Source organism: Actinopolyspora xinjiangensis (assembly GCF_900104475.1).
GTDB classification, from domain to species: Bacteria; Actinomycetota; Actinomycetes; order Mycobacteriales; family Pseudonocardiaceae; genus Actinopolyspora; species Actinopolyspora xinjiangensis.
The window spans coordinates 77,360-101,972 of sequence record NZ_FNJR01000006.1 but is presented as its reverse complement, the minus strand read 5'-3'; the positions used below and the strand labels follow the sequence as shown (position 1 = coordinate 101,972).

Below are 24,613 nucleotides of genomic sequence, written 5' to 3'. Positions count from 1 at the left end.
CTCACGTGTCTCCTTCGCCGATTCGCGTGCCCTCTGCCACGGCGGTGGCTCCGTCGTCCTCCGAGCCTCGCTCCCTGGGGACCGGGGAAGGCTTTCGCCCGGACGGGTACTCCCAGTGCGGTGCGGTGCCGCCGGGCCGCTGCTGCCCTGCGGCACCGCTCCTCGATCCACGGCGGGGTGACCAGGCGATCGCGAGCGAGGAACCGATCACCCCCAGTGTCGTGCCGACCAGAAAGGAGCCGAGGTTGACGACCACCAACGCCACCAGCGACAGCAGCAGGGCGACGATGCCCGCGGACAACCTCCACTCGGGGCGGACCCAGAAGGAGAGAGCACAGGCGATCATCACCACCCCGATCACCAGGGCCGAGATCCCGGCTGTCGTGCGCAGCGACACCTCGACGTCGCCCAACTTCAGCGAGGCGTAGGGGGGATACAGCAGCAGAAGCGCCGCGAGCAGGGTGAAAAGCCCGCCCCAGAAGGGTCTCGTCCTGCGCCAGTTTCGGAATCCGGCCAACACCGCCGAGAGGCCGCGGCGTTCGTCCGCACTACCCTTCATGTTTCCCCCCTCCCGTGCCGCCGCCCCGCCGGCGCGCGGATCGTGTTTCCGGTCGATCGGACGCGAGGTCATCTACCCGTGATCAGAAGCAGGGGTGATGACCGGGCTTGGTGGTGATCTCCACGTCCCGGAGGTTGAGCGTGGAGGCCGTGGTCGACCACGCCTGCTGCCGCAAACCGTCGATCTCGGCACCGGTGGCCTGGATGCCGAAGCCGCCCTCGGCGCCGCTCACGCCCTCTGGACCGAGGTCCAGCTGGGAGGCGTCTCTGCCGATCTGGACGTTCTTGAGGGTGAGGTCACCGCTGACCTTCTCCACGCCGAGGACGAGGCGCTGGGCCTCCATCCCGCCAGGTGCCTCGATGCGGACGGTGGCGTCCCCGATGCCGGGGAGGTCCGGGATCACGAAGGACTGGCAGAAATCGCTCAACTCGGCGTGTTTGAACGCGTTGACCAACACCGGGTGGTTTTTCTCCCCCGAGCCCTCGTCGTAGGCCCCGAATTGAGCGACCCCCTCGGCGACGAGTTTGTCGGCCGACGCCTTGTAGGTAACCCCCGAGACGGCGAAGTTGGCGGCCATCGCCCCCTTGGAGAGCCCGGTCAACATCAATGCGATCACGGAAAAACTTCCGAGCAGCATCAGCGCGAAGACACGCCACCGGGTGCGCCCGTTGGGCGCGTTGCCGTCATCGGTTTCGAGTTCGCGATTCGCCGCCATGGAACCACCTCGGTGTGCGGTGCTCGATCACCCCAGTTCTCGCCCGCTCGATGGGACGTAAAACACAGTGAGTGATCTCAATTACTCTTACCGAGGAGTAACCATAGACGGAAATCACAGCGAACACCATACCGTGACGATAAACACGAATAATTTTCGTGAAATTAGTCACTCTGTGATACTATACGTGTTCGGCTTGACCGGTAGAGCGACCACACCTGCCCCGGAACCACGACAGGCCGCACTACGAGAATCTCTCGCGAAAGAAGAAACCGGTCGGACACTTCGTGTCCCACGATCAAGTGAAGATCAACGGCGACCGGAACAGCTCACAAGTCGGCGACCGCCCGCGAAAGAATTCGTCGGAACGAGCCCTTCCCGTGCCACGCGGGAGAAAAGCGAAACCACCGGCCACCCTGAGAAGTCACGAACTCGGCACGGCACATCGTCGGCCGGGATCGCCCAGCCGATTTCCCAACGCGGTCAACGACCGCCGCACGAAAGCGGACCCGTGAAAACTACGTTGTGTCCGGTTTTTCCGAATCCAACCCCCGGGGAGGGACCGACCGCGAGGGCTCCGGCGGCCGAGCAGGACGACTCGACCGCCGGAGCGGCTCCGCGGGGGCCGCCCCCGCCTCGGTGCACACCCCCGAAACGACTCACCCCAACGGCGGGCCAACGCCGATCGCCAGTCGCACGTGCGAGGTGCGGCGGCACGACTCCCGGAGGAGTCGCACCGCGAAGAGGCTCACTCCTCCTCGGAACCGGCGGGAGGACCCGCCGCACGTCCGGCGGCCCTGCGGCCCGAACGCCTCACCGGTCCCACGGAAACCTCGAAAGAACTCGTGTTCGCGGCCTCGGCCGATCCGGAGACGCTCTCGGCGGTCCGCTCGGTGGAGTCGAGCACGACCGGCTGCGGATCGGAACCGACGATCCCGGTGGGCCTGCTGGCCTTCCGCCTGCCCCGCGTCTCCGGCACGGCACCGTTGCGCGCGGTTCCGTTCTCGGCGGCTGGAGCCACTTCCTCGGGCTGCTCCACGGTGGCCACCGGTGCGGAAGGCACCTCCGGCTCCACCGGCCGGTCGGAAGTGCCGTTGGAGGCCGACCGTTCACCGACGCCGCTCTCGCTCGTGTCGGTGCTCGGGCGGTCGTTCCGCTCCGCGGCGGAGGAGCCCGTCTGCCGCCGCTGGCGCCGCCTCGAACGGGAATTGGAACCGGATCCACCGTCCCCCTCGGTGCGGGCCGCTCCGCCATCCGACTCGGCGGCACTCGCGGTGGCCGCCGCGACCGCGGCCTCGTCCGTCTCGGCCGCGCTCTCAGCCTGCTGACTCGGCTTGCTCCGTTGCTTGCCACGCCGCGAACCGCCGGCCGCGGGGATGTGCTGACTGTGGTCGATCGGCTCGGTGGAGACGAGAACCCCCCGGCCGCGGCAGTGCTCACAGGTGCTGCTGTATGCCTCCAGGAGCCCGGTACCGACCCGCTTGCGGGTCATCTGCACCAATCCGAGCGAGGTCACCTCGGCCACCTGGTGTCGGGTGCGGTCCCTGCCGAGGCACTCGGTCAACCGCCGCAGCACCAGATCACGGTTGGACTCCAGCACCATGTCGATGAAGTCGATGACGATGATGCCACCGATGTCGCGCAACCTGAGCTGGCGCACGATCTCCTCGGCCGCCTCCAGGTTGTTGCGGGTCACCGTCTCCTCGAGGTTTCCCCCCGAGCCGGTGAACTTGCCGGTGTTGACGTCGATGACCGTCATCGCTTCGGTGCGATCGACGACGAGATAACCACCGGAAGGCAACCAGACCTTGCGGTCGAGTGCCTTGGAGATCTGCTCGTCGACCCGGTACTCGGTGAAGACGTCCTTGGTACCGACGTGCTTGCTCAACCGGCTCAGCAGGTCCGGAGCCACGTGCTGAACGTAGGCCTCGATCGTCTCCCACGCCTGGCCACCCTGCACCGTCAGCGAGGAGAAGTCCTCGGTGAACAGGTCCCTGACCACCTTGATCAGCAGATCCGGTTCGGCGTAGAGCAACTGCGGCGCCTGCGCACCCGAGGCCTCGGACCTCTCCCTGATGACCTCCCACTGCGCCTGCAGCCGACGCACGTCACGCTCCAGCGCCTCCTCGCTGGTCCCCTCGGAGGCAGTGCGGATGATGACGCCGGAGTCCTCCGGGACGATCCGCTTGAGGATCTCCTTGAGCCGTTTGCGCTCGTTGTCGGGCAACTTGCGGCTGATGCCGGTGGCGCCGCCTCCCGGCACGTACACCAGGAAACGTCCGGGCAGGCTGATCTGGGTGGTCAGCCTGGCGCCCTTGTGCCCCAGCGGGTCCTTGGTGACCTGCACCAGCACGCTGTCACCCGTGGAGAGGGCCTGCTCGATCCTGCGGGACTTACCGGCCAGACCGGCGGCCTCCCAGTCGACCTCCCCCGCGTAGAGCACGGCGTTGCGGCCCCTGCCGATGTCGACGAACGCCGCTTCCATGCTGGGCAGCACGTTCTGCACCCTGCCCAGATAGACGTTGCCGACGAGCGAGTCGCTGCCCGAGGAGGTCACGAAGTTCTCGACCAGGATGTCGTCCTCGAGCACGGCGACCTGGGTCTGCCCCTCGTTCTCGCGCACGACCATCTTGCGGTCGACCGACTCCCGACGAGCCAGGAACTCCGACTCGGACAGCACCGGAGCACGCTTGCGGCCCGCTTCCCTGCCGTCCCTGCGGCGCTGCCGCTTGGCTTCCAGACGCGTGGAGCCCTTGATCGCGCGCACCTCGTCCTCGGCCTCCTGCCTGCCGTTGTCGGACGAGGTCTCCCGCACGTGCACGACCGTGTTCGGCGGGTCGTCCTCCCGCGTGGGGGCGTTGTTGTCGGAGTCACCCGTGCTCTTGCGGCGCCTGCGGCGCCTGCGCCTGCTCGTGCCCCCCGCACCGCTGTCGGTGGTCTCCTCCTCGGTGGCCTCGCCGAGCTCGGCACCGCCTCCGACGGTCTCACCGGAATCCTCGGTTCCGGAGTCTCGGCCCCCCTCGCCTCGGTGAGCGGATCGTTTCGCATCCACTTCGCCGGACTTGTCCTTCTTGTCCTTCTTGTTTTTCTTGTCCTTCTTCTGGTCCCGACCGGACTTGTCGGAACCCTTGGTCCGCTCGGCGGCCTCCCCGTCCTCGGCGGATTCGGCCGTGGTCTCCCCTGAGCTCACAACGGCCGAGGAATCGGCGTACTCGCCCTCACCACCACGGCCTCGACCGCGACCCCGCCTGCCACGACGGCGACGACGACGCGCGGAGCCGCTCTCGGGCTGTTCCTGCTCGGCGTCCTCGGCCGAGGTGGAGGCTTCGGACCGCTCGGAGTCGGACCGCTCGGGCTCCTCCTCGGAGGCCTTCGGCCGCGCTGCCCGACTCGGCTCGGACGGAGGCAGGAACATGGCCTGCGGAGCGGCGAAGGTCGGGGCCAGCGCACTGTTGTCCGAAGCACCGTCACCCGTTGTGGTCGCGCCGTCGGTTCGCGTTTCCGCCGTCGCGGAGACCTCACCGGTGGCGGCGTTGTCGCCCGTCACTGCCGCACCCTCGCCGTCGTCAGTAGTAGCTGTACTCGTGTCCGCGACAGCGGTGCTCACGGACTCCGCCGCGACACCCGCCCGGTTCGCGCCGGATTCCTCGGCCGCGCCGCCCCCGGCGGAGCCCGCCTCGGAGGAGCTTTCCTCCGAGGTGGGCCGTTCGGACTCCCCGGACGACTCCGGCTGGATGCGGTCCGGCCGCAACGAGCGCACCACGTCGAGCGCGACCTCCCGGGTGATGTTGGACTGCGCACTGCGCACGGCCTCACCGAGTTCACCCAGTGTGGCGATGACCTCACGACTGGTGACCCCCAGCATCTTGGCCAGCGCGTGCACCCGCAGCTTGGCGGGCATCTCGAAGGTCCGTTGAGCGGATTGGGCCTGTGCCCGCTCATCCTGCCCGGATGTAGCCGAGGATCCGCCGGCTTCACCAGCGGACGTCTCCCTGTTCAACATTCAGCTCCTTCACCCCCGGGCGCGTCCGGCGCGGACGCGGCCACACGGGGGTCTGCATACGTTCTCTGCCCTCCGCCACTGGTGGCGGTAATTCTGTTCGTTCCCCTGCATTCCTGGCCAACATCCAGGAACCACACGGTGGGTCGACGGCGCCCCCGCCGAATCCGTCACCCGAGGGTGGAGCCCACCTGTCGAGATCCGGCCGCCGCCCTGTCCTGGGCCAACGGATCGGCGATCGCGCCTCCTTCGTCGAGCCGACCCTGCGCCAACCGTGTGGCTCGCGCAACCCCCGGCACGGGCAGGTCGGCGACGACGCGAAGGGCGTTGAGTACGTCGTCGGGTCGCACGACCGGAGTAGTGTGCCGTACGACCATTACGATTATCCCATATTGTCTTGCACGATCCGGGCAATCGTCCGTATGTGGGGCGTCGACCGAGTGACGGTCACGCACCGCATCCAGGTGGACACCGTACTCGGTGGGATCCACCGAGTCGGCACTCACCACCGCCGCCCGGACGTCGAGGACACGACGCCCCTTCCGGGTGACCCGCTCGACCTCGACGGAGTCCCGAGACAGCAGGCGACACAGCGCCTCGCTCGTTTCACCGGGCGCCACGCCGTCGAGCTCCAACCACCAGCGGCTGGCCAGCAACCGCTCCTCCAGCGACCCGGCACCCGCCGGGACCGCCTCGGCGACGTCCAGCCCCTCGGGAAGTGCCGCGCGGAGCTCGTTCCGCAGCGTTTCGACCGGCACCTCACGCTCCAAGCGTAACTCCGCGTACTCCGCCTCACTGGCGACACCGGTCGGCGCCGTTCCCGCCCAGGAGATCCTGGGGTGAGGGCTGTAGCCCCGCGAGTACGCCAGCGGCACCCCGGCCCTGCGTAACGCGCGTTCGAAAACACGCGTCAGATCACGATGCGAGGCGAACCGCAACCGATCCCGCTTGGTGTACCGGAGACGGACCTTCCACCCCGTCACGGTCGCGGGCTGGTACTGACTCAGCGTTTCCTCCGTAGTCGATCGACGTGGCCGGCCAACCGGACGAAGTCCCGGGTACACCCGGCACCCTACAGCGTCAACGGTCTCCGGACGGAGTGTCGAAGGCCGTGTTCGGCACGGGAGAACCGTCGCGGACGGGAGTGATCGGCAGCAACGGCCGCCCGGAGGGCCCCATCTCGATGTCGGTTCCCGTGGTCGGGCAGACCCCGCAGTCGAAGCACGGTGTCCAACGACAGTCCTCCTGCTCCCGGGCTTGGAGAGCATCCTGCCAGTCGTTCCACAGCCACTCCCGGTCCAGTCCGGAGTCCAGATGGTCCCAGGGCAGCACCTCGTCACGGGTGCGCTCCCGCGTGGTGAACCAATCCATGTCCACCCCCAGCGGCGGCAGCACCTCGGCGGCCGCCCGCACCCAGCGCTCGTAGGAGAAGTACTCGTTCCAGCCGTCGAAACGACCGCCCTCGCGCCAGACCCGCTCGATGACGCGGCCGACCCTGCGATCCCCCCTGGACAGCAGTCCTTCGATCAACGAGGGCTTCCCGTCGTGGTAACGCACCCCGATCCGCCGGCCCAGCTCCCGGTCGGATCCGATCTCCTCCCGCAGGGCGCGCATCCGCGCGTCGACGGTGTCGGGATCGGCCTGCGCGGCCCACTGGAACGGGGTGTGGGGCTTCGGTACGAACCCCCCGATCGAGACGGTACAGCGGATGTCCCGGCGCCCAGAGGCGGAACGCCCGGCCCGGACGACCTCTTTGGCCATGGTCGCGATCCGCAGCACGTCCTCGTCCGTCTCGGTCGGCAGCCCGCACATGAAGTACAGCTTGACCTGCCGCCAACCGCTCGCGTAAGCGGTGGAGACGGTGCGGATGAGGTCCCGCTCGGAAACCGTCTTGTTGATAACGCGCCTGATTCGCTCACTTCCCCCTTCGGGGGCGAAGGTCAGCCCGGATCGTCTTCCGTTCCTGGCCAGCTCGTTGGCCAGGTCCACGTTGAAGGCGTCCACCCTGGTCGAGGGCAACGACAAGCCGGTGTTGGTTCCCTCGTAGCGGTCGGCGAGCCCTTTCGTGATCTCACCGATCTCGGAGTGGTCCGCCGAGCTCAGCGAGAGCAGGCCGACCTCCTCGAAACCGGTGGCCTCCAGGCCACGGCGGACCATGTCCTCGACCCCGCGCTTGGAACGTTCGCGCACCGGACGCGTGATCATGCCCGCCTGGCAGAACCGACAGCCGCGGGTGCAGCCGCGGAATATCTCCACGCTCATGCGCTCGTGCACGCTCTCGGCCACCGGCACCAGGGGCTGCTTGGGGTAGGGCCACTCGTCGAGATCGGTGGTGGTGCGTTTGAACACGCGGTGCGGAACTCCTTCACGGGTTGGGCGCACCCGCTCGATGTGTCCGTCCGGGCGGTAGGTGACCTCGTGGAAGCCGGGAACGTAAACCCCGTGCTCGGCGAGGCGCCGCAGCAGCCGCTCGCGCCCGCCCGGGCGTCCCTCCGCCTTGAAGCGACGGACCAGCTCGGTTATCTCCAGCACGGCCCGCTCGCCGTCACCCAGCACCACGGCGTCCACGAAGTCGGCCACCGGCTCCGGGTTGAAGGCCGCGTGCCCGCCCGCCAGCACGACCGGGTGCTCGTCGGTGCGCTCCCGCGAGCGCAGCGGGACGCCGGCGAGGTCCAGCGCCGTGAGCAGATTCGTGTAGCCGAGCTCGGTGGCGAAACTGACCCCCAGCACGTCGAAGGCCGCCACGGGTCGGTGGGCGTCCACGGTGAACTGCGGCACCCCGTGCCGCCGCATGAGCTCCTCCATGTCCGGCCACACCGCGTAGGTGCGCTCGGCGAGCACACCGGGCTGCTCGTTGAGGATCTCGTAGAGGATCATCACGCCCTGGTTGGGCAACCCGACCTCGTAGGCGTCCGGGTACATCAGGCACCAGCGAACGGTGGTCTCGTCCCAGTCCTTGACCGTGGCGTTGGGCTCACCACCCACGTACTGCACGGGTTTGGAGACGTGGGGAAGCAGCGGCTCCAACCGGGGGTACACGGATTCCACAGGCACGTGCCACAGGGTAGCCACCGGGTGACGCACCGGAACAACGGTACCGCGCCGCACACCACTGTTGAGCCACGATCCAGTGACCACGAAAGAGTGAACGAATTCCGGATCCGGGGGAGGGCGACCGCGTGGCACGAGAACCAAGGGACGCCCACACCCCGGACGGCCGGGCCACGCGGGAATCGGTACCCCGCCCGGCCCGGCCACCGCGGCACGAGAGCACGCGGCCGGTCAGAGCTCCCTGGTCAACCAGACCTCGTCGCGCTGCTCACCCTCGCCCACCAACAGCGAGGCGGGCCAGCGTCCGCGCTCGACCCAGCCGCGCCCGGTGTAGAAGGCCTCCGCGTCCGGCTCCGAACGCATCCGCAGCTCCAGCCGAGTGAGCCCCAGCGCGCGGGCATGGGACTCGGCCGCGTCCAGCAGCTGTGCCCCGATGCCCCGCTCGACCACCTGCGGATCGACGAGCAACCACTCCAGCTCGCCGCGGTGCTGTTCCACCGGGAACTCCCCCGGACGCAGTACCACCGCACCGGCCAGGGTGTGCTGCTTGCCCGCCGTGAGCACGTGACGGCGCTTCGGCCTGGTGGAGGTGTCGTCGACGATCGCCCGCGCGGTGGCGGTCAACGTCTCCAGCTCGGTGTCGGCGGTGAAACCGGTCGCACCGCCCGAGACGGTCACCCGCCCGAGCAGATCCGCCAGCGCCTGCGAGAGTTCGGGGTGTGGCTGGTCCACCCGATGGGGACCGCTGATGAATTCCGCTTCGGTCATGCTTGCAGGTCCGGGAACCACAGCTTGAGTTCGCGTTCGGCCGACTCGGGGGAGTCGGAGCCGTGCACCAGGTTGTACTGCACTTCCAGTCCGTAGTCGCCACGCAGGCTGCCCGCCTCGGCCTTCTCCACCGGGTCGGTCCCGCCGGCGATCTGCCGGAAAGCGGCGACGGCCTTGGGGCCCTCGACCACGGCGGCGACCACGGGGCCCGAGGTGATGAACTCCAGCAACGAGCCGAAGAAGGGCTTGCCGTCGTGCTCGGCGTAGTGCTGCTCGGCGAGCTGCTGGTCGACCTGGCGCATCTCGAGCGCCACCAGCTTGAGCCCCTTGCGCTCGATTCGGCTGATCACCTCACCGACCAGGCCTCGCTCGACGCCATCGGGTTTGACGAGGACGAGAGTGCGCTCGCTCAACGGGTGTTCTCCTTGGATCGCTGGGCCGTCACGGGCCCGGTCGACAACGGTCGGTACTTCGAGGTCAAGGGTATTCGTCACCGGTCCGCCCCGGCGGGGTGGGTCTTTTCGACCGCTGTCAAGTCTGGTCCGCGCCCGATCGGCGCGATAGCTTCCGGGGGGAACATACCGACTGGCTGGTCTGCCGCCGAAGTGGTGAGGAGCCCCGCATGCGTGCCGCCGTACACACCGCAGCGAACGAGCCGTTGCGGATCGAGGAGATCGAAGTCGAGCGCCCCGCCGAGGGTGAGGTGGCCATCGACGTCACCTCCTGCGGCGCGTGCCACTCGGACCTGCACGTGCTCAAGGGGGAGCTGCCCTTCCCCACCCCCGCCGTGCTGGGACACGAGGTGGCCGGAGTGATCGGGGAACTGGGCAGCTCGGTCAGCGGGTTGGAGGTCGGTGACCGCGTGGTCACCAGCTTCATCATGCCGTGCGGCAGGTGCTCGCAGTGCGCGGCGGGCAACGAGGAGATCTGTCTGGAGTTCTTCGCCTACAACCGAGCCAAGGGTCAGCTCTACGACGGGAAGACCAGGCTGTCCCGCGACGGCGAGCCGGTGTGGATGTACTCGATGGGCGGGTTGGCTCAGCGCGCGGTCACCCCCGCGACCTCGGTGTACCGGGTTCCGGACGGGGTGGAGCTAGCCGATGTGGCGGCCCTGGGCTGTTCGACCATGACCGCCTACGGGGCGCTACGTCACGCCGCCGACGTGCGGGTGGGCGACACGGTGGCCGTGATCGCGGCCGGAGGCGTCGGATCGGCGCTGATCCAGCTGGCGCGCGTCTTCGGGGCGGCGGAGATCATCGCGGTGGACGTCGCGGCGGACAAGCTGGAGGCCGCACGGGTGCTCGGCGCCACCAGCACGGTCAACTCGGCCGAGACCGATCCGGCCTCGGCCGTCCGGGAGCTCACCGACGGGCGCGGGGTGGACGTGGCCTTCGAGGCGCTGGGCTCGTCACGGACCTTCGAGGTGGCGCGGGACTCGGTGGTCGAGGGCGGCCAGGTGATCGTGGTCGGCATCGCGCCGCCGGGCGATACCGGCGAGCTGAACCTGGGCACCATCGCCAGGCGCAAGCTGCAGGTCAAGGGCTCCTACGGCGCCAAACCGCGCAGGGACATGCCCGTGCTGCTGGACCTCGTGGCCCGGGGGCTGCTGCGACCGCAGGACGCGATCAGCCGGCACTACCCGCTGGAGGAGGCCGCCGAGGCGTTCGCGGCGCTGGACCGGGGCGAGATCCGCGGGAGGGCCGTGATCGACGTAGCGTAATCGGAGCTTCTGGTTTCGACCTGTCAAGGTGCTTGAAGTGGCGGAACCTCTCGGACGGCTCGCGCTCCGGCGAGACCCGACGTCGAGTAGCGGCCATCGCGAGCGCCGAAGAACACCTGCAGGAGGGGTTTCCATCGGGGATCCGCGACACTCGCAAGGAGAGCTTCAGTCCAGCGGGTGGCGCCAGCGGAGTCCAGGGTAGCGGGCGAACCCGCGATCGGCGGTAATCCATTCACAGCCGTGCTCGATGGCGATGGCCGCGAGGTAGGCGTCCGGAACGAGATTCCCCTTGGCTTCGGCCTTGCGACACAGCTCGGTGAAGATCTCCCAGTGGCGTGGGCCGGGGGCTGCGGGGACGAAAGCGGGCTCGGAGCGGATGGTGGCGACCATGTCGAGCGCCGACTCGACCGACAGCGGGCGATCGAAGATCTTCTTGTTCGTCACGATCCGCACGTACCCACTGAACACGAGTGAAGGTATGCCCAGCGGCACCGGACCGTTCAACGCATCCTGCAATCAACGATAGTACTCGGGTTGCTCGGCGAATGAGACGTTCTGCGAGTTGACCAGAACGTTCACGTCACAAATGATGAATCCTGGTTCTCCATCATGTCGAGCAGCGCGGCGTTGTCGTTCAGATCGACGCCGGGACGCACTCCGCCGAGGTCACAGCTCGGCAGCGTGAATTCCGAACCGCTTTCACTGCTCATGCGAGCGTGCTGCAGCTCGGCGAAACGAAGATCCTGTTCGATCAGCGCGCTGACCGTGGTCTGCTGCTCGAGAGCACGTGATTCGAGTTGACCGAGTAACCGCTCGTCTATCGTGATCGTCGTCCTCGTAGTGGCCATACATCCAAGCATGGTCACCACGCGCAGTGGTGCGCATCGCTCGGACAGGCGAGAAACCTGAAAGAGCCCGAACGAAGCTCCTGGGCAGGACGACCGCGAACGGCCTCACTGCCCCGGCGGGTGGCCGGGAGGGTGGCCGAGCTGGTCGGCCAGCCTCCCCTCCCGCATCCGCTTGGCCACGTCGTGGCGCACGTACAGGATGTAGCCCCAGATGGCGGCGAAGATCACTCCCATGATCCCCACCGCCGGGTGCACGAAGTAGCAGGCGATCAGGCACAGCTGCAGCGCCAGCGCCACTCCGAGTCCCCAGCGGCGGCCCTGCACCCCGCTGGCCGCCAGCAGCAGCACGGTCAGGACCGCCACGACGACGAACCCGACGCTGCTCACGCCGGAACCGAGCTGCCAGACCACCGGCAGCGCCAACCCGAAAACGATGAACTCCAGCACCAACGTGCCCGCCATGATGCCGCGCAGCCCCTTCCAGGGATCGCGCACGTCGGGCGGGGCCTCGGGAAGTCCCCGCTTCCGCTGTTCCGACTCCGCCTCGTGGGAGTCCCGCTCGCCGCTCACGTGGGCTCCTTGCCGAACAGGGCGCGGGCCTCGCCCGCCGTGACCACCGAACCGGTGATCACGATTCCCGCGCCCGAGATGGACTCGCTCGGATCGGTGGTGTGCTCGGCGAGGCTGATCGCCGAGGCGACCGCGTCGTCCAGTCTCGGCTCGGTGTGAACCCGGTCCCTGCCGAAGAGCTCCTCGGCGAGCGCGGCCAGATCGTCCGGTTCCATGGCGCGTGGCGCCGAGTTGCGGGTGACGACCAGCTCCTCGACCACCGGCTCCAGTTCGGCGAGGATACCCCTGGCGTCCTTGTCGGCCATGACGCCGACCACCCCGATCAACCGCCGGAACGAGAACTCGGAACTGACGGCGTCGGCCAGCGCCCGCGCGCCGTGCGGGTTGTGCGCGGCGTCGACCAGCACCGTCGGAGCCGAACGCACCCGCTCCAAGCGGCCCGGAGTGATCGCTTCCGCGAAGGCGTCCCTGACCTGCTCGACGTCGAGCTGGCGCTCGGACCCGGCACCGAAGAACGCCTCCACCGAGGCCAGCGCCAGCGCGGCGTTGTGCGCCTGGTGCTCACCGTGCACGGGCAGGAACACGTCCTCGTAGACGCCGCCCAGCCCCTGCAGCCGCAGCATCTGTCCGCCGACGGCCACGGAGCGCTCCAGCACGCCGAACTCGTGCCCGGCACGGGCGACGGTGGCGTCGACCTCGGCCACCCGCCGCAGGATGGGTTCCTGCGCTTCGGAGGTCTGCGAGGCCAGCACCACCACCGAGCCCTCTTTGATGATGCCCGCCTTCTCCTCGGCGATGCCCGCGATGTCGTTGCCGAGGTATTCCGCGTGATCCAGCGAGATCGGGCACAGCACAGCGACCTGGGCGTCGGCGACGTTGGTGGCGTCCCAGCCACCCCCGAGCCCGACCTCCAGCACAGCTGCCTCCACCGGGGCCTCGGCGAACGCGGCGAAGGCCATCCCGGTCAGCACTTCGAACTTGCTCATCGGGACCTCGCTGTTGGAGTCCACGATGGACACGTAGGGCGCGATGTCGCGGTAGGCCTCGACGTAGCCCGCCGGACTGATCGGAGCGCCGTCGATGCTGATGCGCTCGGTGACCAGCTGCAGGTGCGGGCTGCTGTAGCGGCCGACCCGCAGACCGATGCGGCTCAGCAGCGCGTCGATCATGCGGGCGGTGGAGGACTTGCCGTTGGTCCCCCCCACGTGCAGGACCGGGTAGCCACGCTGCGGCTCGGCGAGCAGATCGGTCAGCGCCCTGATCCGGTCCAACGTGGGCTCGATCTTGGTCTCCGGCCAGCGCTCGTTGAGCTCGGACTCGACGACCCGCAGCTCCTGCAGGTTGCCGGGCTCGGAGTCGGCCACGAATTCACTCTCCTCCCAGGTGCGGCCGCCGCCTCGGTGGCCGCACCGGACACGGTCACGCCCCCGGAAGTGACTCCAGCCGGGTGTTGATGCGTTCGATCTCGGCGAGCGCGTTGGCACGCCGCGTACGGATCTTGTCCACGACCTCGTCGGGTGCCTTCTCGGTGAACGAGGGGTTGTTCAGCTTCTGCTCGGTGCCGGCCAGTTCCTTCCGGGCCGCCTCCAGGTCCTTGTTCAGGCGCTTGCGCTCCGCCGCGACGTCCACGGCTCCGGACAGGTCCAGCCGCACGGTCACGTCGCCGCCGGAAAGCCCGACCCGCAACTCCGAGGAGCTGTCGAACTCCTCCCCCGGCTCGGTGAGCTTGACCAGCGTGCGGACCGCCGCCTCGTGCTCGGCGATGCCGACCTCGGACAGGCCCGCCAGTTCGGCGGCGACCTTCTGGTTGGGCTTGAGCCCCTGGTCCGCGCGGAACCTGCGGATCTCGGTGACCAGCGAGCGGACCGCGTCGATCCGCTCGGCCGCGGCGGTGTCGGCCTGATGCCGCGTCGCTGTGGGCCAGTCGGCGATGACGACGGACTCCCTGCCGGTCAGCGCGGTCCACAGCGCTTCGGTGACGAACGGGACCGTGGGGTGCAGCAGCCGCAGCAGGACGTCGAGCACGTGCCCGAGCACCGACCGGGTGGTCTCGGCGCGCTGCCCGCCCTCGTCGAGCTGGACCTTGGACAGCTCCACGTACCAGTCGCAGAACTCGTCCCAGGTGAAGTGGTAGAGCGCCTCGACCGACTTGGCGAACTGGAAGTCCTCCAGCAGCTCGTCCACCTCGGTGATCAACGCGTCCGCCCGGTCCACGATCCAGCGGTCGGCATCGGTGAGCTCGGCGCGCTCCGGCAGCCGCTCGGGCACGTGGGCGTCCTTGCCGAGGGCGAACTTGGTGGCGTTGAACAGCTTGGTCACGAAGCTGCGCGCCCCCGCGACCCACTCATCGCTCATCGGGGCGTCGGCGCCCGGGTTGGCCCCCCTGGCGAGCGTGAACCGCACGGCGTCGGTGCCGTAGGTCTCGATCCACTGCAACGGGTCCACGGTGTTGCCGGAGGACTTCGACATCTTCTTGCCGTGCTTGTCGCGCACGATGCCGTGCAGCGCGATCCGGCGGAAGGGCACGGCCTGCTCGGGCTCACGGTCGGACATGCCGTAGAGACCGAGCATCATCATCCGCGCCACCCAGAAGAACAGGATGTCGTAGCCGGTCACCAGCACGCTGGTGGGGTAGAACTTGCGCAGGTCGGCGGTGTCGTCCGGCCAGCCCAGGGTGGAGAACGGCCACAGCCCGGAGGAGAACCAGGTGTCGAGCACGTCCTCGTCCTGGCGCCACCCCTCACCGGTGGGCGGCTGCTCGTCCGGTCCGACGCAGACGACCTCGCCCTCCGGGCCGTACCAGATGGGGATGCGGTGGCCCCACCACATCTGCCTGGAGATCGCCCAGTCGTGCAGGTTGTCGATCCAGTCGAAATAGCGCTTGGCCAGCTCGGGCGGGTGCACCTCGACACGGCCGTCGCGCACCGCGTCCCCGGCCATCTTGGCGAGCGGGCCGACCTTGACGAACCACTGCATGGACAGCCGCGGCTCGATCGGCTCCTTGGAGCGCGAGCTGTGCCCCACGCTGTGCGTGTAGGGCCGCTTCTCCGCGACGATGCGGCCCTGCTCACGCAGCGCCTCCCGCACGGCGACGCGCGCCTCGAACCGGTCCATGCCGTCGAACCGCGTACCGGTCGCGGTGATGCGCCCGCGCTCGTCCATGATCGTCGGCATCGGCAGGTCGTGCCTGCGACCGATCTCGAAGTCGTTGGGGTCGTGGGCCGGGGTCACCTTGACCGCACCGCTGCCGAACTCCGGATCGACGTGCTCGTCGGCCACGACCGGGATCTTGCGCCCGGCCAGCGGGAGCTCGATCTCGGTGCCGACCAGGTGGCGGTAGCGCTCGTCCTCGGGGTGCACCGCGATGGCCGTGTCGCCGAGCATGGTCTCCACGCGGGTGGTGGCCACCTCCAGCGCCGAGTCCCCGTCGCCGTAGCGCATGGTGACGAGCTCGCCCTCGACCTCGCGGTGCTCGACCTCGATGTCGGAGATGGCGGTGCGCATCTCCGGCGACCAGTTGACCAGCTGTTCGGCGCGGTAGATCAGCCCGTCGTCGTAGAGCCGCTTGAACATCGTGTTGACCGCGCGGGAGAGCCCGGCGTCCATGGTGAACCGCTCGCGGGTCCAGTCCACCCCGTCACCGAGGTGACGCATCTGGGACAGGATCGCCCCGCCGTGCTGTTCCTTCCACTGCCAGACCCGTTCCAGGAAGCCCTCCCGGCCGAGCTCGCGGTGGTCGATGCCCTCCTGCTGCAGCTGGCGCTCGACCAGCGCCTGCACCGCGATGCTGGCGTGGTCCATACCGGGGAGCCAGAGGGCCTCGTAACCCTGCATCCTGCGACGGCGCGTGAGCAGGTCCATCAGGGTGTGCTCGAACGCGTGACCGATGTGCAGGCTGCCGGTGACGTTCGGCGGGGGGATGACGATCGAGAACGGCGGGCGGTCGCTGTTCGCGTCGGCCGTGAAGTATCCGGCGTCTACCCAGCGCTGATACAGCTCGGCCTCTACGTCGGCCGGGTTCCAGGTCGACGGAAGTTCACGGGGCTGTGCTGGGCTGGTCTGTGTCACACCGGGATTCTACGAACCGCTTCGGGCATGCTTGTACGGTGCTAGGCTTCAACGGCGGAACCGAGCGTGGGAAGGCGGCCTGCGAACCATGGACGAAGCCGTGCTGGACCGGGTCCGCGAGGACCACCACAGACTGTTGGACCTGGTCAGCGAGCTGGAAACCAGTGATCTCCGCGAACCCTCCAGGCTGCCCGGGTGGTCACGTGCCCACGTGGTGGCGCATCTCGCCCACAACGCGATCGCGCTGGCGAACATGACCAGTGCCGCCGGACGCGGCGAGCTGGTCGAGCCCTATCCGGACGGTGACCGCGACGAGGCGATCGAGCGCGACGCCGCCCAGGACGCGATCGGGTTGGTGCAGCAGACCGCCACCGCGCACGCACAACTGGAGATCGTCTGGGACTCGGTGGCCGAGCGGGACTGGCAGCGACCGGTGCTGTTCCGCGACGGCACGGTGGCCGACCTGGTGTCGTGCCGGTGGCGCGAGCTGGAGCTGCACACCCTGGACCTGGACCTGGGCCACACCGAGGTGGAGTGGTCGCCGGAGTTCTGCGAGCACACCATCGACTTTCTGCTTCCGCGGCTGGAGGGCGGCGAGGTCGTGCTGGTCCCCCGCGACCTGGAGCGCACCTGGGAAGTCGGGGACTCCCCACAGCGGAAGGTCGAGGGTTCCGGCGCCTCGCTGGCGTGCTGGCTGGCGGGGCGGACCCCGCAACAGCTCCCGAGCGGTGACGGCCCGCTGCCCGAGCTGGGGCCCTGGCCGTGATCGATCAGCTGGCCGTGACCAACTTCCCGGCCGTGAACTGCTGAGCGCGCACTCCTGACCGTGAGCCGCGCGGCGATTTCGCGAGAAGTTCACGTCCGGTCACGGTCAGCTACCCGGACACGCGGTAGGCAACTCCAAAGCGTCCGCCGCGGCGAGTAGCCGCTTGTCATAGGTGACGAAGGCGCTGAGCCGCTCTTGGAAGATCGCGGCGGCGGTGGCCAGATGGATCGCGTCGAGCGATCTCAGGTTCGGATCCTGGTAGGAAGCGGCTGTGGCCCGCACCAACTCGTCGATCTCGTAGGTGGCGATGCGTCCGAGAACAGCGGGCACGGAATCGAGTGATTCGGGCGCGTTGCGATGAAGTGCTCTGGAAACCTCGACCTCCAACAGCACCGAGGACACGATCGGGGAATCGTGCCGCGCGTCGAGCCAGCTGAGCAGCTCGTCGGTCTCCCTTTCACGCCGGACCAGCTTGAGCACAGCCGAGGTGTCGACGTAGAGCATCAGTAACGTTCCTCGTCACGCATCTCGCTGACGAGCTGACCACTGTCCTGGTCCTCTCGAATCGGCCCACGAGGACGCGGCATGGGCCCTTCGACCGTGGGCAGCCTGAGCTTGCCGCTCTCAGCGATCTCGGAAAGTGGATTCGAGGTAGCGGGCACCAATCGAGCAACGATCGAACCACGCTCGGTGATGTCGATCTCCTCACCGCGCTTCACGCGAGCCAATACTTGCGCGGTCTCCTGATTGAGAACACGGATGGGCACTTCACTCATGACCGAAGCGTACTACAGCTTTGACAGACACAGCCAGTTCGAGACCGACCAAGCCCAACGCGACGAGGCGAACCACCTGATCGACGACTGCGCCCAAGCAGCGGACCGCTTCGGCGCGCGGCGATTTCCCGCGAAATCGACGCCCGTGCCGACCATCGCACAACTCCCCGCCGCGGGCTCTCACCACTCGGCCGTGATCCCGAATTGCCATGAGTTCTGAATTAGTTCATAATTCGGGCGTGACTACCGAAGTTCAGTGGAGCGAACTGCAACGCGATCCGCGTTCCGTGGCGGAACGTGCCGAGCAGGGGGCCGTTCGAGTCCGCAGAAGAGGCCGGGCACCGTTACTGCTGTTGCAGGAGGAGGAGGTGGCGGTGGCCAGCGAGGGCGCGGTCACGGCGGCGCGGGCGATGCGCAACATGCTGCACCACCTGGACTCCACCGGGATCGCCGAGATGCTCGCCGAGACCTTCCCCTGGACCGATGTACTGCCGGAAGAGGATCGTCACCGGTTCGCCACCGAGTTCACCAGGGCATTCGAGACGGCTGCCGAACTCGAACGCTGGAACGTGCTCGCCCAGACCATCCGCGAGTGGCGCGCCACGGCGGCAGTGCACGCCGACCCCGAACTGCACCGAGCCCTCTCCGAACCCCTGGAGGAGGACCACGGCGCTGTTCCGCCTCCAGGGACGGAACACTGATGCCCGCCAAACGAAACGACCGAGTCGCACCGCCGGGCAGGCCGGGAGGCTGGGAACCTCGATTCGCGACCACTGACGCCGCGAAAGGCTGGGAAGAGCTGTGTCGCCAGGCCCGATCCAACACCTGGGAAGCCTGGGTAGTTCCGACCGAACTTCCGACCGAACCGGAGAACCCGACACGCCAGCACAGACTGCGGGGATCACTGGGATACCGCAAGATCGGACAACGAGAGCTGGAGCAGTGGCAGTACGAGGTCACCGCGAGCGGCAGAATCTGGTACTGCCCCGATCCGGAGACCCGGATCGTATGGGTCGTCCACGCGGGAACCGGGCATCCGAACATCACCGACTGAACCCAGTCGTGCCACCGGACAACTCCACCTCGTCCCCCGAGCCCAACCGAGAAGTGCCGCCCAGGCCAGTCATCGCACTTCGCACAGCCACGCCAGCTGAGCAGCCGGAGTCGGGACCGTTCCTCGTCGCGCACGGAGCGGACGAGCTGCCCACTGTCGCAGCGCTGTCGCAGCGGCCCATGCGGCCGTGGGAACAGCTTCTCGACAGTCGGCACCTCGAACTCGGCTCGCTCCGTCGATTCCGGACAGGATTCCGGATGACCAGTGCGATTACACTCGCGCTCCGGCACGGACGCTCGCCAGGAAGGATCGCCACTGGGCGGTGGGGACCGCGAGCACACCCGTCTCGGGCGACTTCGAGTCCCGCACAGCGGTGAAACCATCGCCGAAGGCGACCTCGACGCAGTTGCCACCGCCAGGTCCACCGCTACCGGAACGGCTGCTCTTCCGCCAGGCGCTTATCAGTGGAAAAGTATTACTGATCATGTCGCACTCCTTACAGCTCTACGAGTAACTCTTCGCTGCCTGCTCGAACAAATCCATCGAAGTAGCTTGGGAGTAGGAACGTTCCGTGAGTATTCCGAACTTGAGTGTGCAGCTGCGCACCGAAGAACGGTCCTCAATGTAGACACCACCGCCATGACCTTCGGTGTACCCAAAATCGGGTATGGGGTCGGGCAACGTAAGCAGCGAAAACGGACCGTCCAGCGCTGGTGTCGCTCCGGCCGACTTGGGAAGCACCTGGATCGTCACGTGCTCACCGGAAGCTTCATCGATCAAACGACGAAGCTGATTGCGCATGACACGGCTGCCTCCAACAGGACGCTCCAACACAGCTTCATCCAGAATCACATGGTATTGCAATGGTTCCGAACGGTTAAGCACCTGTTGCCTCGCCATCCGAGCGGTAACGCGCCGTTCGACCACGTCTTCCGCCAAGCCTGGATCGGCTCCGTTGATGAGCGCACGGGTGAAGTCAGGGATCTGCAGCAGCCCCGGGATCACCATCGTCTCGAACTGGCGTAGCGCGATCAGCGAACTTTCCACACCGAGGAACGAGTGAAAGTCCTCAGGAAGATCCTTGCGAAGGGCAAGCCAGTAGCCACGTTCATGGGCGGTCTCAGCCAGCTCGAGGACCCATTCCCGTAGTGCCACGTCGCCTACTTCGTAAGTGTCGAGGAGCTGCATGACCTCACGAGAACGTACTCCCTGGTCACGTGTCTCGATTCGAGACAGCTTGGAGCTGGACCACTTACCGGAGCTGGCTTTGAGCCGGGAGACCGCCTGATCGATAGTGAGTCCGGCCTCTTCACGCAACCGCCGAAGCGTCTCGGTGAGCTGCCACCTACGTACGGTCGCATTGACCGCTTCGCCGTTTCCTTGGGACATCATTCGCCTCCTTGGGTGAACACCGCCGCACGATGTGCCTCCCTTCGAGTGAAGTAACTGGGATACCACTTTTTTATATGCAATCCCACCATCATCGTTGATGTTGCACATCGTAGTCAGCAAGCTACATCTTGCGGGAGGCAACCATGCCGGGAGGATCAACCAACGGGCTCACTTCTGAACCGGAGCGGCTCACCACACAGTCGAACAGCGGCGTGGAAAACTTCGAGAGCCATGTTGCTCTAAACGACTCAGCCCCACGTGTGTTCGCCCTGCTGGAGAGAACCGACCCCGAGTCCGGCGAGCTGGAGCTGTACGCCTGGGGTGTGGAGGTGGGCGGGAGCGCCAACGTGTTCCAGTCCGACGGTCACGTGCTGGCCCACTGCGGCTCGGCCGAAGGGGCGCGACGCATGTTCGGCATCATCCGCGACGTCGTACTGGTCTGGCCCGGGGAAACCAACCGGATCGAGTGAAACCAGGCGTGAGCGCCTTACGCACCGAGAGCCCGGCCCCTACGAATGAAGACGGACCACCCGGCGGTTCCGAAACAACGGAGGCCGCCGGGCTGGTCCACCGACGACGACCGCTGGACCAACCGGGACTGCTCGGCGGTCGGAGGCTGACCCCGAAGAACGTTTGGTCACGCACGATCCAGTGTGCTCCCACCGCTTCGCCCCGGCGCCGGACAGGCGGCCGAGCGCAGAACCGCCGAGGACCGGGAGAACGAGTCAGCACTGGACAACCAGCCCAGCGACGCCTCGGAACGATCCGCCCCTGCCCAAGCCTCGAATCGCCGAACGGCGGATCCGCTCCGCCCCCGCTCGCTAGAGTTCCGGTCCGCTCGACTGATCCTCAGTTCCGAGCGAGACTTCGACTTCACTGGGAGAACCGATGAGACGCATCCTGTCGTTGGCGGTCATGCTGCCGCTGCTGATCCTCGCCCCGGCAACCGCCACCGCCGCCGCGCAGGGCTCCCAGACCACCCAGCAGAGTACTGCTCGACTGGCAGTAGCGGCGCAGTGTCCAGACACCCTCTCTCGCGGTGACTACGGCGAGATGGTCGTGGCGCTGCAGAACACGCTGAACAACTATCCGTACGAGGTCACCGGCCCGGACCTGGTCGCGGACGGCATCTACGGCCCGAAGACCGAAGCGGCGTTGATCAACTTCCAGCACCGGTACGGGCTGCGGGTCGACGGAATCACCGGCCCCGAGACCTGAGGCGAGTTCGGCTTCTGCACCTGGTGACCAGTGCGCCGGGGGCGTTCCACGCGAACGCCCCCGGCGACCTCCCCCGCGGCGTCCGCCCGGCCTGCTCGAACACGCCGGACGAACGGCGGGGGGAACCGTCGCGAAAACAGCGAGCACGGTTCCGGGACCCCAGTGGCACTGGAAACCCGCGCCCCGCGTCGGGAGAAATCAGCACCTGACCCCCGGGAAACATCATGGTTCCACTGATTTCCGGAAACCGACAGAAAGCGATTCGCGGGATCGGACGCATCCAGCTCAAGGCAGCGAGAAGCACCCGTCACAAACATCGGAGTCGCCCGAATCGGCCATACGGAAACGCGTTTCAACTCCGATGAATCAGTCCGCCACCGAGACCCTCGGAAAAATCAACCGTATGACGGATCTACCCGCCGAAAACTCGCGGGATTTCACGAACGCGACGCTCAGGAGGAGCAGTCGGAGGACTTCACGTCCACGACGATGTCGGTGTCGAGCACCTTGACGTCATAGGAAGGCTCGGCCGAATCGCCTTGGCAACCGTTCACCCCGATCGCGGCTTCCTGCACCTGCTCGAAACCACCCAGGTAGCGCACCTCGGAGACAACGGGGAGGTCCTTGTCCACGACCTCGCGCACACTTCCGTCGGTGGTGGCGTGGGTGAAGGTCACCCCGAGGACGCTCTGTCCCTCCATCTCCACCTGCTTGCCCGAACCCGGCTTCTTCGGGGAGCCGTCCAGGTGCTTCACCTCGTACTGGGGAAGCGAATCGTTCTGCTTCGGGTCACTGAAGTGGAACACCACGCGGTCGGAGTCCTCGTCCCCGGCCTTGAGCTCGATGCTCTTCAGCTCGGCGGGATTCTTCCCGGTAGCCGGATCCACTCCCCGGCTCGGCTTTCCGGAGCCGTCCGGAGTGGTGTCCTCCGAATCCTGGGAAAGAGCGGTTCCCGCTCCCCATCCGGCGAGCGGTAACACCAATACCGCGGCCGCACCGGAAAGAAGAGCTCGTTTGGAACGGAGTCGCACAGTCGATCAGCCTTTCTTATGTCTCGGCTGTTTGCTCCTTGCACCCCGTGAGACGCGCGGAACCGACATTGGTTGAGCATCGGAGCGAATTCTTTTTATCGAATTTCTCCGTCCTCGGCGGCTGGGTGCACGGTTGACCGCTTCTCCGCTCGCTCCTCTGCGGAGAGCTCCCGCACGGAGACCGATACCCGCGCCGCCACCGGTAAACCCACGATCGTGTCGGCGCACGGATCGCGCACCCGCCCGGAGGCGTATCCTGACCACTCCCGACGCACGGGGCACCGATCGGAAGAGACGGGAGGCCCACCCGGATGGGACGGATCACGGTACGCAGGCCGGTGCGACGCATCGGCCCGAACGGCGAGACCACCCGCCCCGACACGCTGGCCGCCGAGGAGCCGCTGGAGATCCGGCTGGACGGCAAACCACTGACCGTCACCATGCGTACCCCCGGCCACGACGTGGAGCTCACCCACGGCTTCCTACTGACCGAGAGCGTCATCACCGCACGGGACGACGTCGCGGCGGCGCGCTACTGCGACAGTCCGGGCCCCGACGGGCGCAACACCTACAACGTGCTAGACGTCCACCTCGCTGCCCACGTCCCCCGTCCGGACAACTCGGTGGAGCGCAACTTCTACACGACCTCCTCCTGCGGGGTCTGCGGCAAAGCGGCCCTGGACGCCGTGCGGCTGCGCAGCGCACACCCCCCGGAGTCGGACGAGACCCGGATCGGTACGGAGACGCTGGTCGGGCTGCCGGAGAAACTGCGCGCCGCGCAGCGCGTGTTCGACACCACGGGAGGACTGCACGGCTCGGGCCTGTTCGACGCGACGGGCGAACTGCTGGCGGCCCGGGAGGACGTGGGCAGGCACAACGCCGTGGACAAGGTACTCGGCTGGGCGCTGCTGGACGGTCGGACACCACTGCGCAGCAGCGTGCTGATGCTGTCGGGGCGGGCCTCGTTCGAGCTGGTGCAGAAGGCCGCGATGGCGGGCGTCCCACTGATCGCGGCCGTGTCCGCCCCCTCGTCACTGGCCGTCGAGCTGGCCGAGGAGCAGGGCATCACCCTGATCGGGTTCCTGCGCGGCTGCTCGATGAACGTCTACAGCCGGGCGGAAAGACTGGTGGTGACCGAAACACCCGGCTCGTGAGCGACGAGTGACTCACACCAACCGGAACGTGCTGGGCGCGGCCCCTCCCGTCTGGGGCTGCGTCTCGAACCTGTCCGCCACCGGAGTCGTGCCGTGCGAGACCCAGCGCAGCACCGCCGGCCAGGGACCGTAGCCCGCGTCGGTGTTGAGGTGCTCGCCGTCCGGGATCACGTCCAACGCCACCCGCATGTTCTCGGCCAGGTAATGGCCGTCCTGCACGGACAGGTAGGGATCACCGGAGCCGATCACCAGCCGGGTCGAGCCCGCCGCCCTGCGCAAGGCGTGCGCATCAACCGGGTAGGGGACGATGCCCTGCACGTCCGGATGACGCCAGTCCGGCCCCGGCGGGGCCACCAACAGCACGCGATCGGCACGACGCGCGGTACCGTGGATCGTCGCGGCGTGGTGCAGCCACAGCGCCGCCCCGCAGGAGTGCGCGGCCACGACCAGTTCGGACTCCGCCGGAACGTCCTCCAACCGCGCGCGGAGCACCGCCAGCCACTCCTGCAGCACCGGCTGGTCCTGCTTGGGCAGCCGAGGCATCTCGCAGGTCACGCCCAGTTCGTCCAGCCGACCACTGAGCCACTGCTGCCAGTGCCACGGTCCGGAACCACCGAAACCGTGCACCAGCAAGACGTGCATCTCACTCACCGTGTTCCCCTCCCCGAAACGGCAATCACGATGGTCACGACACCCATGATTGCCCATCGGGGGATGCTACGCCCGCAGTACACGCGGGCAGGCCACCATCCGGTTAACCGGGACTCTCTACGCTCCGGTGGCCTGGCGGATTCAGTGACGGAACCTCTCGCGGGCTCTCACTGCGGGTCCGGAGACCTCGGGTAGTCAACAACGCCTCCGGCGTCCTCGCGAGAGCACCACGAGAGAACCCGCAGCGGTACCGATCGCGTAAGCGGTGGGGA

General features: G+C 67.5%; 26 protein-coding genes. 8 read left to right on the top strand and 18 right to left on the bottom strand.

The window, feature by feature from the left end; all coding sequences use genetic code 11:
• Position 1: 1 nt before the first annotated feature.
• The 7 genes from BLQ75_RS10950 to ndk all read right to left on the bottom strand — a co-directional run bounded on the left by BLQ75_RS10950 (position 2) and on the right by ndk (position 9,506).
• Entirely contained in the window at positions 2-559 is a 558-nt protein-coding gene (locus tag BLQ75_RS10950) for a DUF6114 domain-containing protein (RefSeq protein ID WP_092601562.1), read from the bottom strand.
• A gap of 82 nt (positions 560-641) precedes the next feature.
• Positions 642-1,274 carry a DUF6230 family protein gene (locus BLQ75_RS10945; protein ID WP_092601301.1) on the bottom strand — a complete coding sequence of 211 codons (633 nt, stop codon included), beginning with the start codon at positions 1,272-1,274 and terminating at the stop codon, positions 642-644.
• 748 nt (positions 1,275-2,022) lie between these two features.
• On the bottom strand, positions 2,023-5,277 hold the full coding sequence (locus BLQ75_RS10940) for a translation initiation factor IF-2 N-terminal domain-containing protein (RefSeq protein WP_092601299.1): 3,255 nt from the start codon (positions 5,275-5,277) through the stop codon (positions 2,023-2,025).
• Between the two features lie 167 nt (positions 5,278-5,444).
• Entirely contained in the window at positions 5,445-6,257 is an 813-nt protein-coding gene (locus BLQ75_RS10935) for a TIGR03936 family radical SAM-associated protein (protein WP_092601297.1), read from the bottom strand.
• 97 nt (positions 6,258-6,354) lie between these two features.
• Positions 6,355-8,328 (bottom strand): TIGR03960 family B12-binding radical SAM protein, encoded by a 1,974-nt coding sequence (locus BLQ75_RS10930; protein ID WP_092601561.1) that lies wholly within the window; start codon positions 8,326-8,328, stop codon positions 6,355-6,357.
• Between the two features lie 228 nt (positions 8,329-8,556).
• Positions 8,557-9,093, bottom strand: coding sequence for a GNAT family N-acetyltransferase (locus BLQ75_RS10925; RefSeq protein WP_092601295.1), 537 nt, complete (start codon positions 9,091-9,093; stop codon positions 8,557-8,559).
• Complete coding sequence (gene ndk / locus BLQ75_RS10920; RefSeq protein ID WP_043577233.1) at positions 9,090-9,506, bottom strand: nucleoside-diphosphate kinase; 417 nt, start codon at positions 9,504-9,506, stop codon at positions 9,090-9,092. The genes BLQ75_RS10925 and ndk overlap by 4 nt, the downstream gene beginning before the upstream one ends.
• Positions 9,507-9,715: 209 nt before the next feature.
• Here ndk and BLQ75_RS10915 point away from each other — a divergent pair, with 209 nt between their 5' ends.
• Positions 9,716-10,813, top strand: coding sequence for a zinc-binding dehydrogenase (locus tag BLQ75_RS10915; RefSeq protein ID WP_092601293.1), 1,098 nt, complete (start codon positions 9,716-9,718; stop codon positions 10,811-10,813).
• A gap of 165 nt (positions 10,814-10,978) precedes the next feature.
• Here BLQ75_RS10915 and BLQ75_RS10910 read toward each other — a convergent pair whose 3' ends face one another.
• From BLQ75_RS10910 to BLQ75_RS10890, 5 genes are all read right to left on the bottom strand, one after another.
• A complete protein-coding gene (locus BLQ75_RS10910) occupies positions 10,979-11,329 on the bottom strand; it encodes a type II toxin-antitoxin system VapC family toxin (protein ID WP_092601291.1) in 351 nt (116 codons plus the stop codon).
• 59 nt (positions 11,330-11,388) lie between these two features.
• A complete protein-coding gene (locus BLQ75_RS10905) occupies positions 11,389-11,661 on the bottom strand; it encodes a hypothetical protein (RefSeq protein ID WP_092601289.1) in 273 nt (90 codons plus the stop codon).
• 105 nt (positions 11,662-11,766) lie between these two features.
• Positions 11,767-12,231 carry a DUF4233 domain-containing protein gene (locus tag BLQ75_RS10900; protein WP_092601287.1) on the bottom strand — a complete coding sequence of 155 codons (465 nt, stop codon included), beginning with the start codon at positions 12,229-12,231 and terminating at the stop codon, positions 11,767-11,769.
• Entirely contained in the window at positions 12,228-13,595 is a 1,368-nt protein-coding gene (folC, locus tag BLQ75_RS10895) for a bifunctional tetrahydrofolate synthase/dihydrofolate synthase (RefSeq protein ID WP_092601285.1), read from the bottom strand. The genes BLQ75_RS10900 and folC overlap by 4 nt, the downstream gene beginning before the upstream one ends.
• A gap of 55 nt (positions 13,596-13,650) precedes the next feature.
• A complete protein-coding gene (locus BLQ75_RS10890; RefSeq protein ID WP_092601283.1) occupies positions 13,651-16,299 on the bottom strand; it encodes a valine--tRNA ligase in 2,649 nt (882 codons plus the stop codon).
• Between the two features lie 88 nt (positions 16,300-16,387).
• Here BLQ75_RS10890 and BLQ75_RS10885 point away from each other — a divergent pair, with 88 nt between their 5' ends.
• Positions 16,388-17,065, top strand: coding sequence for a maleylpyruvate isomerase family mycothiol-dependent enzyme (locus BLQ75_RS10885; RefSeq protein WP_092601281.1), 678 nt, complete (start codon positions 16,388-16,390; stop codon positions 17,063-17,065).
• 105 nt (positions 17,066-17,170) lie between these two features.
• Here BLQ75_RS10885 and BLQ75_RS10880 read toward each other — a convergent pair whose 3' ends face one another.
• Both BLQ75_RS10880 and BLQ75_RS10875 read right to left on the bottom strand, forming a co-directional pair.
• Positions 17,171-17,569, bottom strand: a complete 399-nt coding sequence (locus BLQ75_RS10880; protein WP_092601279.1) for a type II toxin-antitoxin system VapC family toxin — start codon at positions 17,567-17,569, stop codon at positions 17,171-17,173.
• Positions 17,569-17,841, bottom strand: coding sequence for a type II toxin-antitoxin system Phd/YefM family antitoxin (locus BLQ75_RS10875; protein WP_092601277.1), 273 nt, complete (start codon positions 17,839-17,841; stop codon positions 17,569-17,571). The genes BLQ75_RS10880 and BLQ75_RS10875 overlap by 1 nt, the downstream gene beginning before the upstream one ends.
• On the opposite strand from BLQ75_RS10875, the gene BLQ75_RS10870 reads away from it, so the two are divergent.
• Genes BLQ75_RS10870 through BLQ75_RS10860 form a run of 3 tightly spaced genes read left to right on the top strand, consistent with a single transcriptional unit; the run spans position 17,840 to position 18,895 of the window.
• A complete protein-coding gene (locus tag BLQ75_RS10870) occupies positions 17,840-18,061 on the top strand; it encodes a hypothetical protein (RefSeq protein WP_092601275.1) in 222 nt (73 codons plus the stop codon). The two genes, BLQ75_RS10875 and BLQ75_RS10870, sit on opposite strands and share 2 nt — an antisense overlap.
• Positions 18,062-18,080: 19 nt before the next feature.
• The gene (locus tag BLQ75_RS10865) at positions 18,081-18,542 is read left to right on the top strand and encodes a DUF6247 family protein (protein ID WP_092601274.1); all 462 of its coding nucleotides are present in this window, start codon (positions 18,081-18,083) and stop codon (positions 18,540-18,542) included.
• On the top strand, positions 18,542-18,895 hold the full coding sequence (locus tag BLQ75_RS10860; protein ID WP_092601272.1) for a hypothetical protein: 354 nt from the start codon (positions 18,542-18,544) through the stop codon (positions 18,893-18,895). The genes BLQ75_RS10865 and BLQ75_RS10860 overlap by 1 nt, the downstream gene beginning before the upstream one ends.
• Before the next feature lie 270 nt (positions 18,896-19,165).
• On the opposite strand, the gene BLQ75_RS10855 is transcribed toward BLQ75_RS10860, so the two are convergent.
• Positions 19,166-19,381, bottom strand: a complete 216-nt coding sequence (locus BLQ75_RS10855) for a DUF397 domain-containing protein (RefSeq protein WP_092601270.1) — start codon at positions 19,379-19,381, stop codon at positions 19,166-19,168.
• An 18-nt stretch (positions 19,382-19,399) separates the two neighbouring features.
• Entirely contained in the window at positions 19,400-20,284 is an 885-nt protein-coding gene (locus BLQ75_RS10850) for a helix-turn-helix domain-containing protein (protein ID WP_092601559.1), read from the bottom strand.
• 146 nt (positions 20,285-20,430) lie between these two features.
• Here BLQ75_RS10850 and BLQ75_RS23030 point away from each other — a divergent pair, with 146 nt between their 5' ends.
• On the top strand, positions 20,431-20,757 hold the full coding sequence (locus BLQ75_RS23030) for a hypothetical protein (RefSeq protein ID WP_139182956.1): 327 nt from the start codon (positions 20,431-20,433) through the stop codon (positions 20,755-20,757).
• A 418-nt stretch (positions 20,758-21,175) separates the two neighbouring features.
• Complete coding sequence (locus BLQ75_RS24485; protein ID WP_139182955.1) at positions 21,176-21,505, top strand: peptidoglycan-binding domain-containing protein; 330 nt, start codon at positions 21,176-21,178, stop codon at positions 21,503-21,505.
• 452 nt (positions 21,506-21,957) lie between these two features.
• Here BLQ75_RS24485 and BLQ75_RS10835 read toward each other — a convergent pair whose 3' ends face one another.
• A complete protein-coding gene (locus tag BLQ75_RS10835; RefSeq protein WP_139182954.1) occupies positions 21,958-22,536 on the bottom strand; it encodes an AMIN-like domain-containing (lipo)protein in 579 nt (192 codons plus the stop codon).
• Positions 22,537-22,847: 311 nt separating this feature from the next.
• Here BLQ75_RS10835 and fdhD point away from each other — a divergent pair, with 311 nt between their 5' ends.
• The gene (fdhD, locus tag BLQ75_RS10830; protein WP_092601264.1) at positions 22,848-23,690 is read left to right on the top strand and encodes a formate dehydrogenase accessory sulfurtransferase FdhD; all 843 of its coding nucleotides are present in this window, start codon (positions 22,848-22,850) and stop codon (positions 23,688-23,690) included.
• A gap of 12 nt (positions 23,691-23,702) precedes the next feature.
• On the opposite strand, the gene BLQ75_RS10825 is transcribed toward fdhD, so the two are convergent.
• Positions 23,703-24,332 (bottom strand): RBBP9/YdeN family alpha/beta hydrolase, encoded by a 630-nt coding sequence (locus tag BLQ75_RS10825; protein ID WP_043577219.1) that lies wholly within the window; start codon positions 24,330-24,332, stop codon positions 23,703-23,705.
• Positions 24,333-24,613 lie beyond the last annotated feature (281 nt).